The 16,309-nt window shown below is 49.2% G+C and carries 12 protein-coding genes; all 12 read left to right on the top strand.

What is annotated here, in order from left to right:
• Position 1: 1 nt before the first annotated feature.
• Positions 2–2,638, top strand: coding sequence for a response regulator (locus PUP29_RS04210; RefSeq protein ID WP_353423885.1), 2,637 nt, complete (start codon positions 2–4; stop codon positions 2,636–2,638).
• A gap of 18 nt (positions 2,639–2,656) precedes the next feature.
• Positions 2,657–2,995 (top strand): Hpt domain-containing protein, encoded by a 339-nt coding sequence (locus PUP29_RS04205; protein ID WP_079547031.1) that lies wholly within the window; start codon positions 2,657–2,659, stop codon positions 2,993–2,995.
• Positions 2,996–3,006: 11 nt separating this feature from the next.
• Positions 3,007–4,065: a response regulator gene (locus tag PUP29_RS04200; protein WP_353423884.1), complete on the top strand. Its 1,059-nt coding sequence runs from the start codon at positions 3,007–3,009 to the stop codon at positions 4,063–4,065.
• Positions 4,066–4,108: 43 nt separating this feature from the next.
• The gene (locus PUP29_RS04195; RefSeq protein WP_353423883.1) at positions 4,109–4,594 is read left to right on the top strand and encodes an acyl-CoA thioesterase; all 486 of its coding nucleotides are present in this window, start codon (positions 4,109–4,111) and stop codon (positions 4,592–4,594) included.
• Between the two features lie 102 nt (positions 4,595–4,696).
• Positions 4,697–6,580 (top strand): ABC-F family ATP-binding cassette domain-containing protein, encoded by a 1,884-nt coding sequence (locus PUP29_RS04190; RefSeq protein WP_079547034.1) that lies wholly within the window; start codon positions 4,697–4,699, stop codon positions 6,578–6,580.
• Positions 6,581–6,687: 107 nt separating this feature from the next.
• Complete coding sequence (locus PUP29_RS04185; protein WP_079547035.1) at positions 6,688–7,740, top strand: LacI family DNA-binding transcriptional regulator; 1,053 nt, start codon at positions 6,688–6,690, stop codon at positions 7,738–7,740.
• A gap of 231 nt (positions 7,741–7,971) precedes the next feature.
• A complete protein-coding gene (locus PUP29_RS04180) occupies positions 7,972–9,459 on the top strand; it encodes a sugar ABC transporter ATP-binding protein (RefSeq protein WP_353424054.1) in 1,488 nt (495 codons plus the stop codon).
• Entirely contained in the window at positions 9,459–10,457 is a 999-nt protein-coding gene (locus PUP29_RS04175; RefSeq protein WP_353423882.1) for an ABC transporter permease, read from the top strand. The genes PUP29_RS04180 and PUP29_RS04175 overlap by 1 nt, the downstream gene beginning before the upstream one ends.
• Positions 10,458–10,474: 17 nt before the next feature.
• Complete coding sequence (locus tag PUP29_RS04170; RefSeq protein WP_353423881.1) at positions 10,475–11,485, top strand: substrate-binding domain-containing protein; 1,011 nt, start codon at positions 10,475–10,477, stop codon at positions 11,483–11,485.
• A gap of 88 nt (positions 11,486–11,573) precedes the next feature.
• On the top strand, positions 11,574–13,022 hold the full coding sequence (locus PUP29_RS04165; RefSeq protein ID WP_353423880.1) for a M81 family metallopeptidase: 1,449 nt from the start codon (positions 11,574–11,576) through the stop codon (positions 13,020–13,022).
• Positions 13,019–15,094: a glycoside hydrolase family 20 zincin-like fold domain-containing protein gene (locus PUP29_RS04160; RefSeq protein WP_353423879.1), complete on the top strand. Its 2,076-nt coding sequence runs from the start codon at positions 13,019–13,021 to the stop codon at positions 15,092–15,094. The genes PUP29_RS04165 and PUP29_RS04160 overlap by 4 nt, the downstream gene beginning before the upstream one ends.
• Positions 15,095–15,128: 34 nt before the next feature.
• On the top strand, positions 15,129–16,301 hold the full coding sequence (locus tag PUP29_RS04155; RefSeq protein WP_079547039.1) for a M24 family metallopeptidase: 1,173 nt from the start codon (positions 15,129–15,131) through the stop codon (positions 16,299–16,301).
• Positions 16,302–16,309: the final 8 nt, after the last annotated feature.

Raw genomic sequence — 16,309 nt, 5'->3', positions numbered from 1 at the left:
TATGGACCACAAAAAGAATTGGAGATTAAAAAATATCAACGCCCTGCTTATCGTGGTTGTCGTTATTATTTCGCTCGGTGTGTTTGCATTTGCAGGGATGACCATTATCAATACAGATAATCTTGCAACTTATACCGCCGAAATCTACAGCAGGCCTTATGCGGTCAATAATGCTGCATGGCAGATGCGTGCGCAGATATTGTTTGCACGGAATACGATGCTCAATTTACTGCTTGACGATGAGTATGGAGTAGACGCGGAAGAAAAGCTGCAGGCTTTATACAAAATGCGCGAAGAAATACCCGGATTGGAGCAGACTCTGCAGACGCAGTATGAGGGAGATGAGGAGACGGTCGCCCGGCTTATCAGCGAGGTGGAAAGGTTAAGACGGCTTCATGACGAATGTATTGAACTTATAAAGGCCGGAAACATACGGGAAGCGGGTGAAATATTGTATGGAAGCGCCTATCCGCTCTATTCGGCTGCGGAGATGCATGCACAGGAGCTGATCGGCCATTCACAGGAGAAGATAGACGCCTATGTCGCACAGTCGTATGCCCTGAATGAGCAGACCAATCAGCTGGCATTGATCTGGGGCCTTGCTCTTGTTGCGCTCGCAGTATTGTTGTCTGTAGTCAGTGTCCGCACGATCACGAAACGCAACGGGGACATTTTCCGCAGCAATACGCTTTTCCGCATTATTTCTGAAAATGTAGACGACGTATTTATCGTTTATGATATAGCACGGAAAAGCGTGGAATATGTCAGCGACAATGCAGAGCGTATTCTGGGTTTTTCTCCGTCGGAATACAGGGGGGATCCCCCGCTCGCAAGGGAATATCTCGATGAAAAAACGTTCCGCCGCCTGCGTGACCATTTCTGGGATGCAGAAGGCGGGGAGATACAGGAAGAGTTGTTTTTGATGACCGATCCTAAGACGGGGAGCAGACGGGAATGCATCAGCCGCAGATATCCGATCGTGGAAAATGGGAAGATCACAAAAGCAGTTTTTGTGACCAGCGATCTCACCGAACAGAAACGCACCCAAAATATGCTGCGTACAGCACTGGAAAGAGCGGAAAACGCCAATGTTGCCAAACGGGAATTTCTGTCACGTATGAGCCATGAGATCAGAACGCCCATGAACGCAATGACGGGAACGCTTCGCGCAATGGAATATGATATAGATAACTCCGGAAAAATGAAAGAGCATTTACGCAAGCTCAATATGTCTGCCATGCATCTGCTTGACCTGATCAATGACATTCTCGACATGTCGAGGATCGAGAGCGGGAAAATACAGATAGAATCACGGCCGTTCAGCCTGAATGCCATGCTCAGTGAGCTTACGGACATCATGCAGACAAAAGCGGAAGAAAACAGGCAGGCTTTCAATGTTTTGCTGAAAAGTACGAGCTGCGATATGGTGAAAGGCGACGACACCCGCATCAAGCAGGTGCTTCTCAATTTTCTGTCCAACGCGATCAAATTTACGCCGCCGCACGGTAAGATAAGGATGTCCGTGGAGGAGATCGAGAGGCGTGGGAATCAGGTTCTGCTGAAATTTGAAGTGCGGGATACCGGGATCGGAATGCATGAAGAATTTTTAAAGCGCCTGTTTGAGCCATTCGAGCAGGAGCAAAATTCCACCTACCGTAAATATGGAGGAACGGGTCTCGGGATGGCGCTCTCCAAGGCGCTTGTCGAGTCGATGGGCGGAGAGATCATGGTAGAGAGTGTACCGGATATGGGGAGCGTGTTTTCTTTCTGCCTATGGCTCGAAGCTGCCGGCGCGGGAGGAAGTTCTGTGCAGATATCAGATAAAGTAAAAAATCTGCGCGTATTGGTGATAGAAGATGATGAAGAGATGCGGGAACATCTGAAGCTGCAGTGCAGGCAGCTCGGTGTCGAGGCAGAAGCGGTCGCGTCCGGATTAGAGGCGGTCAGAACGCTTCGCAAGACAAAGAGAAAATTCGATTTGTGCCTCATAGACCTGTATATGCCGGATGTAGACGGCATCCATACTGCGGAATGGATACGCAAAAGCGCGGGAAAAGATACGTTCATTGTGCTGATGTCCGCGTATGACCATAAAAAGATAGAGAAAGAGGCGGTTGCGGCCGGAGTAGATGCATTCCTAACGAAGCCGGTCATGCGGGCAGATATCTATCGGGTGCTGCAGGATATGAGCGGAGAGGAAGTGATGGTCAGTGAAGAGGACGGCATGGAGGACTATGATTTTGCCGGGAAACGGCTCTTGATCGCGGAAGACAACGAACTGAATATGGAAGTGGCGCAAGAGCTATGCGAGCATGTGGGCTTTGAGGTGGAATGTGCATATAATGGAAAAATCGCTGTAGAAATGTTTGAACGGTCGCCTGTAGGTTATTATGACGCGATACTGATGGATGTGCATATGCCGGTCATGAACGGGAACGAGGCGGCACAGACTATCAGAAATCTGAAGCGGAAGGATGCCGGTTCGGTCGTAATCATCGCAATGACGGCCAATGCATTTTATGAGGACGAGGTGGAGGCGCTCAAAAGTGGGATGAACGCACACATGGCAAAGCCGATCGAACCGGAAGCGATATTTGCGGCGTTGAAAAAATTCCTGTATGATAATAGAGAAGAATGATAAGTGGAGGAAAAGAGAATGGAGATCGGAGAGTTGAACCGTGCCGGGATCGATTATGCGGATGGGCTGAGGCGCATGAGCGGAAATGAGGCCCTGTATCATAAATTCCTGAAAAAATTTCTGCAGGACACAAGTATGATCCGGCTGAAAGACTGCCTGCGGGAAGGCGACATGCAGGGAACTTACGAGGCTGCGCATACACTGAAAGGAACGAGTGGAACACTCGGGATGTATGAACTGGCGGAATGCTGTGACGCGGTATGCAAAAAAATCAGAAACGGAGAAGCAGATTTTGATATAGACGCTGTGTATGACCGCTATGATATTGCAATACAGGCGATCGAAAGAATTGAATAAAGAGGCGTGCTATGAAAGAAAAATTGCTGATCGTCGATGATGCGGAGTTGAATCGTGCCGTTTTGGAGGAGCTGCTTTCACCGGAATATGAGATCGTGTGCGCAGAAAGCGGAAGGGAAGCGCTGCAGATATTAGAACAGGAACGGGATGGATTTTCCCTTGTGCTTTTGGACGTTATGATGCCCGGCATGAACGGATACGAGGTTCTGGAATATATGAATTTCAACGGGATGCTGAAGCGGACGCCTGTTATCATGGTAACGGCAGCTGATTCGGCAGAGGACGAAGAAAAATGCCTGCGGCTGGGAGCGATGGATTTTGTCCGCAAGCCCTATGTGACGGATATCGTAAAGCGCCGTGTGAAAAATGCCGTGGAGCTTTATCGTTATCAAAACGGGCTTGAAGATGTGTTGGAGCAAAAAGCGGAGACGCTTTCCAATGTGAATGAGATCATCGTAGCGGTTCTTACCTCTGTACTCGAAACAAAAACCGAGGAATCGAAAGAACATATCCAGCGGGTGCGGCTTTATACCCGCGAGCTCCTGAAATTTATTTATGAACACAGCGACGACGGAAACGGCCTGACTCCGCAGACGATCGAAACGATCTGTATTGCATCGGTACTGCATGACATCGGAGAGCTGCTGATACCAGAGGCGATCCTGCATAAAGAACCGGGAGAACTTACAGACGAGGAACGTCTGATTTGGCAGCAGCATACGGTAAAAGGCTGTCAGATCATCGAACCGCTTAAGAATATGGAAAATAAGGACTATATCCGGTATTGCTATAATATCTGCCGCCATCATCATGAAAAATGGGACGGCTCCGGGTTTCCGGATAAGCTGGTTGGAGACGATATACCGATTTGTGCGCAGGCAGTTGGGCTGGCGCATTATTACGACAGGCTCGTTGTCACGAAAGGGTATTCTCACGAGCAAGCAAAAGAACGCATCCAGAGCAGGCTGTTCCGTTCCTTTTCACCGGTCCTGACAGAGACGTTCCATCTCGTTGCGGACCGTTTTAAAGCGATACACGAGCGGAATCCGGAGCCGGCCCGCACATTTTGAGTATGAAGTGACTGTCGGCTGGTTTATGACGAAAGGCGGGAAAATGCTGAATCAAACTATGGGATCATGCGCGGAAACGACGCATATCGTTATGTCGGAAGACATCAATCAGTTAGGAAATCTGCATGGCGGAACGCTGATGCAGTGGGTAGATATCGTAGGGGCAGTCGCGGCGATGCGGCATGCGCGCTGCATGGTGACGACTGCGGCGCTCGACAGCATGGATTTTAAGCATCCGGTGCCGTTGGGGGCAATCGTAACGCTTCGGGCCGCCGTAACATGGACGGGACGTACTTCACTCGAAGTGCGGGTAGACGTATACAGCGAGAAAATGGGAGAAACAGCCAAAAAGCATACCAATACAGCCTATCTCGTTTTTGTAGCACTCGGCTATGACGGGAAGCCGCAGGCCGTACAGCCGTTCGTTCCACAGACAGAAAGTGAAAAACAAGAATATGAACGCGCAGCGCAGCGCCGGGAAGCGCGGCTTGCCCAGCGGCGCAGTGCCGGGGAACGGGAGCTCCGGTAAGAGCATAAAGATAAGCAAGGTAAGAAACAGGCGGAGAGTATCCTCCTGTTTCTTTTTGTGGTATGATATAATACTGGAATCGATATACAGGAGAAAAACGCAATGCTTGCATCGCTTACAGACGTGACCGTAGCCTATGGGGATACGGAAATTCTAAAGAATATTACGGCAAATATCAACACGGGGGACCGGATCGGGCTTATTGGTTCAAATGGGGCAGGAAAAACGACGCTTCTCAATACGCTCGTGCGCCGGCTCCTGCCGGAAAAAGGAACTGTGACGCATAAGACCGGACTCATAACCGGTTATCTGGAGCAAAACAGCGGTCTCGATACAGATAGTACGATCATAGGGGAAATGCGCAGCATATTCCGGGAGGTGATCGCCGCAGGGGAGCGTATGCGCGCCATCGAGCAGGAGATGGGCGAGCGTCCGGAAGATAAAATGCTGCAGGCCGAATATACACGTGCACAGAACCGGTTCGAAGCAGGCGGCGGCTATTCGTTCGAGGTGGAGATCAAAAAAATACTAAACGGTATGGGCTTTTCGGATAAGCACTATGAAACGAATATTGCGACGCTTTCGGGCGGGGAAAAGACGCGCCTTGCGATCGCGCGGCTGCTTTTGCTCGATCCGGAGCTTCTGATCCTCGACGAGCCGACGAACCATCTGGACTTCAAGACGCTGATGTGGCTGGAGGAATATTTAAACGGCTATAAGGGAGCGGTGCTTATCGTGTCTCATGACCGGTATTTTCTCGATAAGCTGGCAAAAAAAATATGGGAGCTCGATGAAGGAGAGCTTACCGAATATACCGGAAACTATACGCAGTACAAACAGCTCAAGGCGGAATATGTTTCGTGGCAGCTTAAAGAATATGAAAAACAGTCACGGCAGATTGCACACATGGAGGACTATGTTGCACGCAATCTGACGCGCGCGTCCACGGCAAAAAGCGCACAGAGCCGGGTAAAGCAGCTCAGCCGCATCGAGCGTATCAAAAAGCCGAAAACCAAGGTGCCGGTGCCATCTTTTCAATTTGATTTTTCACAGCGTTCGGCCAGCGACGTGCTGGAGGTGCAGGACCTTGAGCTTGCGGTCGGACGCGAGCGGAAGATATTGGCGCGCCATGTGGGGCTCGAGATGAAGCGTGGTGAAAAGGCGGCGGTCATCGGAGATAACGGAACGGGAAAATCTACGCTCATCAAACGGCTTGTTGCCGCGGCGCGGCAGCCGGAGGAGCATATCGTGTTCGGGAAAAATACGCTTGTCGGCTATTATGATCAGGAAAACAAAAATATGACGCCGGAAAAAACAGTGGTACAGGAGGTCTGGGATGCTTTTCCGTCTCTTATGGAATATGGCGCCCGGTCTATGCTTGGACGGGTCCTGATCACCGGAGAAGAGGTCTATAAGCATATCGGAGACCTGTCCGGCGGAGAACGGGCCAAAGTAGGTCTTGCGCTGCTCATGTGCGGGGGATATAATGTTCTGCTGCTCGACGAGCCGACCAACCACCTCGATCTGCCCGCGCGGGAAAGTCTTGAAGCGGCCCTGAAGGAATATGAGGGGACATTGCTTTTTGTATCGCATGACCGCTACTTTATCAATGCGCTCGCGGAGAAGATATACGAGATCGCAGACGGCAGGGTGGAAGAATTTACCGGCACGTTTGACGAATACCGGCAAAAAAAAGAACTCGAGGAAGAAAGGAAGCCTGTGCACAGGAATACTTCTGCGGAACGCCCGGCAGCGGAAATGAAAAATCCAAAGCAGCGCCGCGCGGAAGAGGCGCGGCGGCGGGAGCGCGTTTCACGGGTAGAAAAGCAAATCGCAGAGGCGGAGGCGCGCGAAGAGGAGCTCGGGAGGCTGATTTCCGAAAATCCGGCGGATTTCGAATTGGTCGGGAAATGCTGTGCGGAATTGGAAGAACTGAAGCGGGAGCACGATGCATTGCTGGAAGAATGGCTTGCCCTTGAATCATAAATATTTTAAAAAGATAGTTGACAAAGGCCAGTGTAGGTGATATGCTTATTGCAAACGATATCAGAAAACGTTTGCAGAAATAGATATCGCATAAGGAGCCTGATCGTATGGCCAGTTCGAACACGCTGAAAGATATTGCTGAAAAACTGAATGTATCTGTTTCGACAGTATCGCGTGCGGTCAACAATAAGGCTTATGTGAAAGAAGAAACACGCCGTAAGGTCCTGCAAGCTCTCAAGGAATATCATTACGTTCCAAACGAGATCGCAAGATCGCTCAAATCCCAGTCCACCAAAACGATCGGCGTAGTCATTCCGGATATTTGCGAAGTGTTTTTCGGACAGATCATCAAAGGGATCGATGAGGTCGTATCCCGAGAGGGCTATACGATCATCGTAGCGGATTCCAGCGAAAATAAAATAAATGAAGCGCGCGACCTTGAAATGCTGTTTCAAAAGCGGGTGGACGCCTTGGTTCTGGCTACGGTCGAGCTGAAAGGCAAAAAAGTTTTCCGGTTCCTTGAAAATGAGATCCCTGTAGTATTCATTGATAATCTTCCGGAGATAGACCGCGAGATCGATTCGGTCATGATCGACAACGTGAAAGCAAGCAAAATTGCGATGCATCATTTGCTCGCGCTCGGGCATAAAAATATTGCAGTCATCATCGGCTCGATCGAAGAAACAACGGGTTACGACCGCATGCTGGGATATAAGGAGGCTCTTCAGGAAACGGGGCTATCCATTGATGAAAGATTGATCGCATATGGGGATTATAAAGAAAAAACCGGCTATGAATGCATGAAAGCGCTGCTTGCGCAAAGAGACGAGGCGCCGTTTACGGCGGTTTACGTCACATCTGAAATGATGACGTTTGGCGCCATAAAGGCGATCAATGACTGCGGACTGCGCATACCGGAGGACATCTCTCTCATTGGCTTTGACGTACACGACAAAACGGGGCTTGTGGTTCCGGGGATCACAACGGTACGTCAGCCGGAAAACCAAATCGGCACGACGGTAGGCAAAATACTTCTGAAGCATATAAAACAAAAGAACAGCCGGGAAGCCCAAAAACTCCGGGAACAACAAAAGGTGCTGCTGGAGCCTTATCTTGAGATCGGGCAAAGCTGCAAAAAGCTCTCTGTTTCTGAAAAATAGGATAATCACTATTTATTATTTTCTCGTACAGCTAAATAAGTTTACCTTGATAACCACCGCAATACATTGCCGTTACGCGTTCAAAAGGCGCGTTTTTTTTATGGTCAAAAATCTAAAGGTTTAAGACCATTTAGAAAATATTTTGTACCCATTTCTGCAAACGTTTACAGAAAAATGAAATGGTTTTTTTAGACAAAAAAATAATAAAAGCAGGTGAAAAATTTGAGAAAAATGATTTTGAAGATGGAGGGCATATCGAAGAGCTTTCCCGGTGTAAAAGCCCTTGACGGCGCCGCGATCGCGGTAAAAGAAGGTGAAGTCCATGCCCTGATGGGAGAAAACGGAGCGGGAAAATCTACATTTATGAAAATCCTCAACGGTCTGCTGGAGCCAGATGAAGGCAGTATAGAATTTGCCGGACAAAGGGTTCAGATACATAGCCCGGCAGAAGCGCTGAAACTAGGGATCGCCATGATTTATCAGGAGCTCAATCCCATCAAAGATATGACGATCGCAGACAATATTTTTTTAGGACGTGAATACACCCGGGGAAACAGTGCGTTTGTCGATAAGAAAAAAGCAGAAGAAGAGGCCGATAAACTGCTGAAAGAATTTGGGCTGCCGGTCGGAGCAAAGACGCACATGCGTGAGCTTTCTATTGCTCAAATGCAGATGATCGAAATCATCAAAGCAGTATCATCCGGAGCCAAGCTTATCGTGATGGACGAACCGACCTCTTCCCTTACGGATGAAGAGATCGCGATATTGTTTCAGACGATACAGGATTTAAAGCAAAATAATGTCGCGGTCATTTACATCTCACATCGTCTGGAGGAGATTTTTCAAATCGCGGACAGAGTGACAGTGCTGCGAGACGGAAAATATATAGACAGCCGGAAAACAGAAGAACTTGATAGAGATTCTCTGATCAATATGATGGTAGGACGTAAATTAGATAATATTTTTCCCAAAAAAATCGTTGATATCGGAAGCATTGTATTGGAAGTAAAAAAACTTACAAGGAAGGGTGCGTTTGAAGATATCAGTTTCGATGTGCGCGCCGGGGAAATCGTAGGATTCTATGGACTGGTGGGCGCGGGGCGCAGTGAAGTCATGCGGGCAGTATTTGGACTGGACCGGGCCGACCAAGGAGAAATATGGATGGACGGCCGCAGGATAAGAGTGAAAAGACCGCAGGATGCGATTTCGAATGGGATCGCTCTTGTTACGGAAGACCGGAAAGATACGGGGCTCGTCCTATGTCGGTCGATCCGCGAAAATATTGCGCTCCCCAGTTTGGGAGAATTTTGTAAAGGCGTATTTCTCGATAAAGAAAAGGAAAGCAGAATGTGCCGCGAAATAGCAGGAAAGCTGACGGTGAAAATGAGCGGACTTTCTCAGGAAGCGGGCAATTTATCCGGCGGGAACCAGCAGAAAGTAGTTTTATGCAAATGGATGATGAAAAGTCCAAAGCTTTTGATCCTCGACGAACCTACGCGTGGGATCGATGTGGGAGCAAAAGTAGAGATACATTCCCTGATGGGGGATTTTGCAAAGGCTGGAATGGCGATCATAATGATTTCCTCTGAGCTGCCGGAGATCATCGGAATGAGCGACCGGATCATCGTGATGGGCGAGGGGAAGATCAAAGGAGAATTTAAGCTCGGAGAATATTCGCAGGACGATATTTTGAAATGTGCACTGGGAGGTAAAAAATAATGATGGCATTTGGAGGCAATAAAGAAGGGGTACTTCAGAGAGGAAATTTCAGACAATATATTAGAAGCTATGCGCTTGTGATCATATTTTTAGGCGTGTGCGCCATTTTTGCGATCGCATCGCCTACTTTCTTATCGCCTACGAATATTGTCGGTGTCTTTCGGCAGATAGCGATCAATGGCGTTCTGGCTCTCGGAATGACATTGGTTATTATCACGGGAGGCATTGACCTTTCAGTAGGTTCCCTCATGGCGATAACCGGCGTCGTGTCAGCCATGATTTTGGAAAACGATCCGAACATGCTGGCGGTTGCACTGATCGTAGGGATCGGCGCAGCTGCAGTCGTGAGTATGTGGACAGCCGTTCTGGTGGCAAAGATGAAGATCGCGCCATTTATCGCCTCGCTTTCTACTATGACCATTGCACGCGGTATCGCGCTCGTATTGGCAGACGGGATACCGCATACGATCAAAAACGCAGAATACAGCCAAATCGGAAATGGATATTTGTGGGACGCCTCTTTAACAGGCGGAGTAGGATTTCCCATATTAGTGCTTATATTGATCGTGATTGCCGTTATAACGACCATTATCTTATATAACACGAAATTTGGACGCTATATTTATGCGGTGGGAGGAAATGAACATGCGGCAGAGGCCTCCGGAGTTAACGTTGTAAAGATAAAATTTTGGACCTATGTGTTGAACGGCGTGCTTTGCGGTGTAGCAGGAATGATGCTCGCAGCCCGTATCACTTCCGGACAGCCGAATGCAGGAGATGGTTATGAGCTCGATGCGATCACTGCGGTCATTATCGGCGGAACGAGTATGGCGGGCGGCAGCGGAAAAATCAGCGGAACGATTATAGGGGCGTTGATCATAGGCGTTTTGGATAACGGTTTGGTTTTGCTGGGCGTGTCTTCATACTATCAGCAGATCATTAAAGGTATCATTATTGCAGTCGCAGTGCTGCTTGATATGAAAACCAAAAAAAGATAATCAAGGAGGAAAATGGAATGAAGAAACTGGTAGCTGTAATACTGGCCATCCTTTTGGTGGCGATGGTGGCGGGATGCTCGGGAACAGTGGAACCGTCCACATCTGCAGATACGTCTCAGCCTGCGGAAAGCAGCGGAGCTGAACAGCCTGCGGAAGATGCGGAAAAAGTATGGAAAATCGGGGTATCGACCCAGTCATGGGAACATGAGTTTCTGAAGAATATGGTCAACGCCTTGCAAGCAATCGATGAATCGATGCCGAATGTGGAGCTTGTGATCGTTGATAGTGAGGATTCGGTTGAAAAACAATTGAACGACGTCGATACGCTCATTGCGCAGGGAGTAGACGGTATCATTCTGAATGCCGTCAATATGGAGGGCAGCAGTCAGGCTGTGGTAGCAGCGAAAGAAGCGGGCCTACCGGTCGTCGAATTGGTGGCTTTGACGGAAAATGAAGATTATGACACCTTCGTAGGAACCGACGTAAAAGCATCTGGTATTCTCGCAGGAGAAATAGCTGCGGAAATGATGGGAGAAAAAGGGAAATTATTCGAGATACAAGGACAAATGGGGCATTCTGCGCAGATCAACAGAGGCGCAGGGATCGCTGAAGTGTTAGCGGAGTATCCGGATATCGAGCTTGTTGAGTCGCAGAGCGGCGAATTCACAAAAGACAAAGCGATGTCGGTCACCGAGGCATGGCTTGCAAAATATCCTGCCGGCGAAATAGACGTTATTATTGCCCATAATGACGGAATGGCTCTCGGAGCAATGAATGCATGTATTTCGGCCAACCGTCCGGAAATCAAGATCATCGGTATCGATGGAGATGCTGAAGCCTTACAAGCAGTTATTGACGGAACTTTAGCGGCAACTGTTGTTGACGACGTTGAAACGGAATCACAGCTTGCAGTAGATGAAATGGTCAGCATTCTCGAGGGGAGCGCTCCGGAAGGACAGATATTAGCGGAATATATTCCCATCACAACGGCTGAAGATGCAGAAGTATGGCTCGAAAAGAGACAATGATTATAAGAAAAAGTATAAAGGCAGAATGATGCAGGACGGGGAAAGGATACCTTTCCCCACAGCCTGCGGCGGAAAGAGGAATGCTCTGATGAAAGTTTTGACAGGTTCCTTTCAATGTGAATCAAATTCGTTTTGCGATGACGTAGCAAAGGAAAGCGATTTTGAAGTTTATTATGGAAAAGACGCGGCGCAAAAATTAGCTGCGACACGATATTTTGAAGAAAACGGTATAGAAGCTGTTCCCATGGTATTTGCCAGCGCATTGCCAAGCGGCGAAGTCGCTTATTCGGCTTACCAATATTTTGAGCGGATATTTCTTGAGAAAATCAGAGAACAGAAAGATTTTGATGGGCTCTATATCTATTTCCACGGTTCCATGTATGTGGAAGGGCATGGCTGCGGGGAAGAGCTTCTCACAACGGCGATCCGCAAGGAAATCGGAGACAAAATACCGATTTCGGCAGCGTGCGATTTTCATGCGACGCTATCAGACCAGTTTTATAAGAACGTAAATGCCGTAAACGGCTTCCGTACGGCGCCGCATACAGACCATGACGATACGGAACGGCGCGCCGCGCGGTCATTGATTGAATGTATGAAGCGGAGTATCGCGCCGAGATTGCAGCGTGTCCGTGTTCCGTTCTTAGGAGCGGATGCATCCGTCACGGCAAACGAGCCCTACCTTTCCGTTACCAAGGAGCTTCAAAGGCTCGACGCAGAAGAACATGTTATCTCATGTGCATTTTTTAACGGACATGCATGGTATGATGCGCCGCACACGGGAGCCTGCGCCGTAGTGGCGGATACAGACGGCGAAACGGCATTCGCGGAAGCAATGAGGCTCGCAAAAATATTTTGGGAGCATAAGGAAGGCGCGGTGTTTGAAGGCGCAATGCCTACGGACGAGGCAGTCGACCGTTCCCTTGCGCAAAAAGAGGGACTTATTTTCGTGGATGATTCAGGAGATAATACGACCGCTGGCGCTTGGGGCGCAGGAACGCTTATGCTCCGCAAATATATGAAAAAGAATGCGAAGAATGTACTGATATGCGGGATCTTCGATCCGGAGGTCACGACTGCGCTTCTGGAAGACAAACCGGGTGAAAAAAGACGCATCGTGCTGTGCAAAGGCAAACACACCGCACAGGAGATCGAGACTGAGCTTGATGTCACTGTGAAAAGCGCCGGAACGGTATGCGGCTGGGCAGGTGATGAAGTGGGAAAGGGCGTCGTGGTCAAATGCGGAGGGATCGATATTTTGATAACGGATGCCCGGGCAGCATTTACGACTTCAAGGCATTTTGAAAAAATGGGTATCGATCCTTACGATTACCGGATCATTGTATTAAAAATGGGATATTTGTTCCCAAAACTGAGGGAAATATCGGACTTGGCTGTTGTTGCATTGACGCCGGGACAGAGCACAAATGATTTTTCACAAATTGATTTCAAGCGGGCGCCGAAGCGGCTTTATCCGGCCTGTAAGGATATCCGCTGGGAAGAGATAGAAACGAAAGCGAGGCGAATGCGTTTATGAAAAAGATCATGCCGCAGCCGAAGATCATGTACGAGCTCCCGCCGCGGGCAGAGCCTTTCACCGGGCTTTCCATTCGCTCAAATTGCAAAAATACGGAAGGAGCGGAGCAGTTGTTCCGGTCACGGTTCTGGAACATGAAAAGCGTTCTGCAGGACGAGACGGACGGTTATCCCGTCTATCTGAACGATACGCCCAGCAGCGTGAACGACGAACGGCTGTTTCGCGAGCAGGGCTATGTGCTGCATGCGCAGGCGGATAGAGCGGAGGTCTATGCTGCGGCAAAGCAGGGGTTTGCCTATGCTGCGGCTGCGTTGAAACAGCTGATTTCACACGCAGAGAGCGGATATGCGGTCGATTGTGCGCACGTTGAGGACTACCCCTCTGTTGAGGTGCGGGGCATATCCATTCCATTTACATGGTATGCCGGTTATGGGAGGATCGGTTTTGATTCCCAGCTTTGGAATTTTGAGCAGTGGAAACAGTTTTTGGACGTCTGCTCCGATTACCGGATCAATCAACTCAACATGGTATTATACGGCTTCTGGCCGTTTGAGTTTCCCGAATATCCGGAGACTGTGCTCAGAGATCTTGAAATGCAGGTGTACGATCCGGAAAACGACGGCTGGCTCACCGTCAAATATACGCATCCGAATGTAGAAAGCCCTTTCCTCAAGAAACTCATCGAGTATGGGCACGGGCTTGGGATCCGGTTTTTCGCTTATACGGGGCTCAACAGCTATAGTGGAGGCTATGCCTGCCGCCACCCGGAAAAGCGGATGAAAAAGGAGGCAGGCAGTAAATTTATCAACGATTTCGACAGCCTGTGCCTGAGCGACCCGGAGACGATCGAGTATTTGAAGGCAAGCATCCGAAAAATCGTGGAACAGGGCTTTGATGGGATCGATTTTGAGGAAAGCGAAGAAGCTTTCTGGTATTGCAGCTGCGAGCAGTGCAAACAGACCTTCTGGAAGAATGCAAACACACCGGAGGAAGCGCTCCATGCGGCAAATACGACGCTGCTGAAGATACTTTATGAGGAGATCAGAAAGATTTCCAAGGATTGTGTGATTGGATTGCGGGCATGGCGGCAGCCGCCGTTGGTCCGCAGCGAAGAACTGATCGAAAGTATGGTAAAAAGCGTGCCGGACGATATCGTGCTGTTTTGGGCTCCCGGCCAATATGTACCGGATGAAGAATTCGAAAAATGGGCCAAAGCCTTTGGAAAGGAACGGATATGGGGGCGCGATACGGAAGCCATTGGCTTTGCGGCCTGCTTTGGCAGACTCCTGCGGCCGTTTCGGTGGAACGGACTGCGGGCAGAAGAAGAAACGATCACACAATTTGTAGAAGAGGACATTCGCCAGCATAGGGGTTCTGTCGAGATGAAAGTCAAGGGGATCAACGGATATCAATTTGAATGGTACGGATTCTTTATGGCGCTTTTTGCCCACTCCTATTACGGCTGGGGCGGAACAATGGAAGCGGAAGCGTTCTATCGTTATTCTCTTGAAGCAGCTTTTGATCAAGCGGCAAACGATGTATGGTATGTCATGAAAAATATGCTGACGATCCATGAGAGTCAAATGAAAATATACCGTGCGGAATTCCCTATGGCACGCAACAAGGTGGAGCAGCAGGATATTCCACGCATCAAACGGGCGATCGAAGAGTATCCGGATATGATGGAGCGGCTCGGCAGGATACGTGAATATGTACGCGCGCATGAGGAGACGGTGCATTTTGACCTGCATTTCAAAAAATGGGAGATTGCGATGCGTAGATTGAGAATCATTTATGATATGGCGCTTGCGTCTGTTGCATACGATAACGCACAGGCGCCGAAGGAAAAACGGAAGCATCTGAAAGAAATGTACAGGCTGAACGAAAAGGAATTCGAGATCATCCGCAGCAGCTATTTTGATGTGAACCCAATGACTGAGGCGGGCGTGAAATCCTGCTGCTTCCCGTATCATGAGATGAAGCGGATCCTGACGAACGCGCTCTATCCTGAACGGGAAGATAACGAACCGATCTATGCGGGCGTGGAAGCGCTCGGATGGTTATGGGCATAAATAACGAAAAATCTAAACAAAAAGGAGAAATGGTATGTCTTACTATAACGAACAGGAAACGAAAAACAGGATCGAAAAGGTAAAGGGGATCCTGAAAAGCAAAGGTCTTGATGCAGCGCTGATCTATTATGACGAGCTGAACATTGCGAACGGTTGGTATCTTACGGGCTGGTGCCCCCAGTTTGAAAAAGGAGCCGTGCTTCTGCCGGTGGAGGGAGAAGCGCTTCTGTTAGGCGGACCGGAAAGCGAACCCTTTGCAAAAATGAGCAGCGCGGTCAAGGAAACACGCAATTTTTCGGCGTTCATGGTGCCGGACGAGGAATACCCAAATGCAACGATCATGGACTTTACCGGACTTGCAGAAGAACTAAAGGCCAAAAACTGCATCCTGAAAAAGGTCGGCGTCGTTGGAACGAATGCAATTCCCTATCAGGTATACACGCAGTTCAAAGAGGGCTTCCAAGGCGTAGAGCTCATTGATATCACGGGCGAATATGAAGCGCTGCGGGCTTATAAATCCGCGTGGGAGACGGAAAATGTAAAACAGTCCTTTGGAATATGCTATGAGGCTTTCAAGGCCATGAAAGCTGCTGTAAAACCCGGTGTATTCGAGCACGAGGTCGCAGCAGAGGGTGAATATATCTGTCGGAAGCAGGGAGCCAGCAGCTTTGCCTATACGACGATCGTCGGCAGCGGAGAGCGTTCAGATGCGGTCGTCCCAACGGCGATCAACAAAGAAATGAAAGCCGGGGAATGGGTCATGATCGGCATTGCGCCGCGTATGAATGGATATGCGGGAACAGTGGGCGAGACGCTTCCGGTATCGGGAGAATATACGCCCGAACAGCGCGACGCAGTCAATACCCTAAGAAAGGCGCTGCGTGTTACAAAGGAGATATTGAAACCGGGTATGAGCGGCAGAGAGCTCGATATTCCGGCACGCAGACTTTTTGAAGAAAAGGGGCTGATCGAATATCTGGTATGTCCGTTTGTGCATACGATCGGCTTGATGGAAGCAGAAGGGCCGTTCTATGGTCCGAACAGCGACGATAAGCTGGAGGAAGGCATGACGGTGTGCATAGACGTCAGCTTTTTCGGCCATCCGACGCTCCATGGCGCACGGATCGAAACGGGGTATTTGATCACCAAGGACGGCTGCGAGCCGCTTAGCCCTGAAATGGATGCGGTTTTCATGGAAGACCTGTAAAAACCGGA

The organism is Christensenella massiliensis (assembly GCF_040409835.1).
GTDB lineage: Bacteria > Bacillota > Clostridia > Christensenellales > Christensenellaceae > Christensenella > Christensenella massiliensis.
This window is presented reverse-complemented; position numbering and strand designations above follow the sequence as displayed.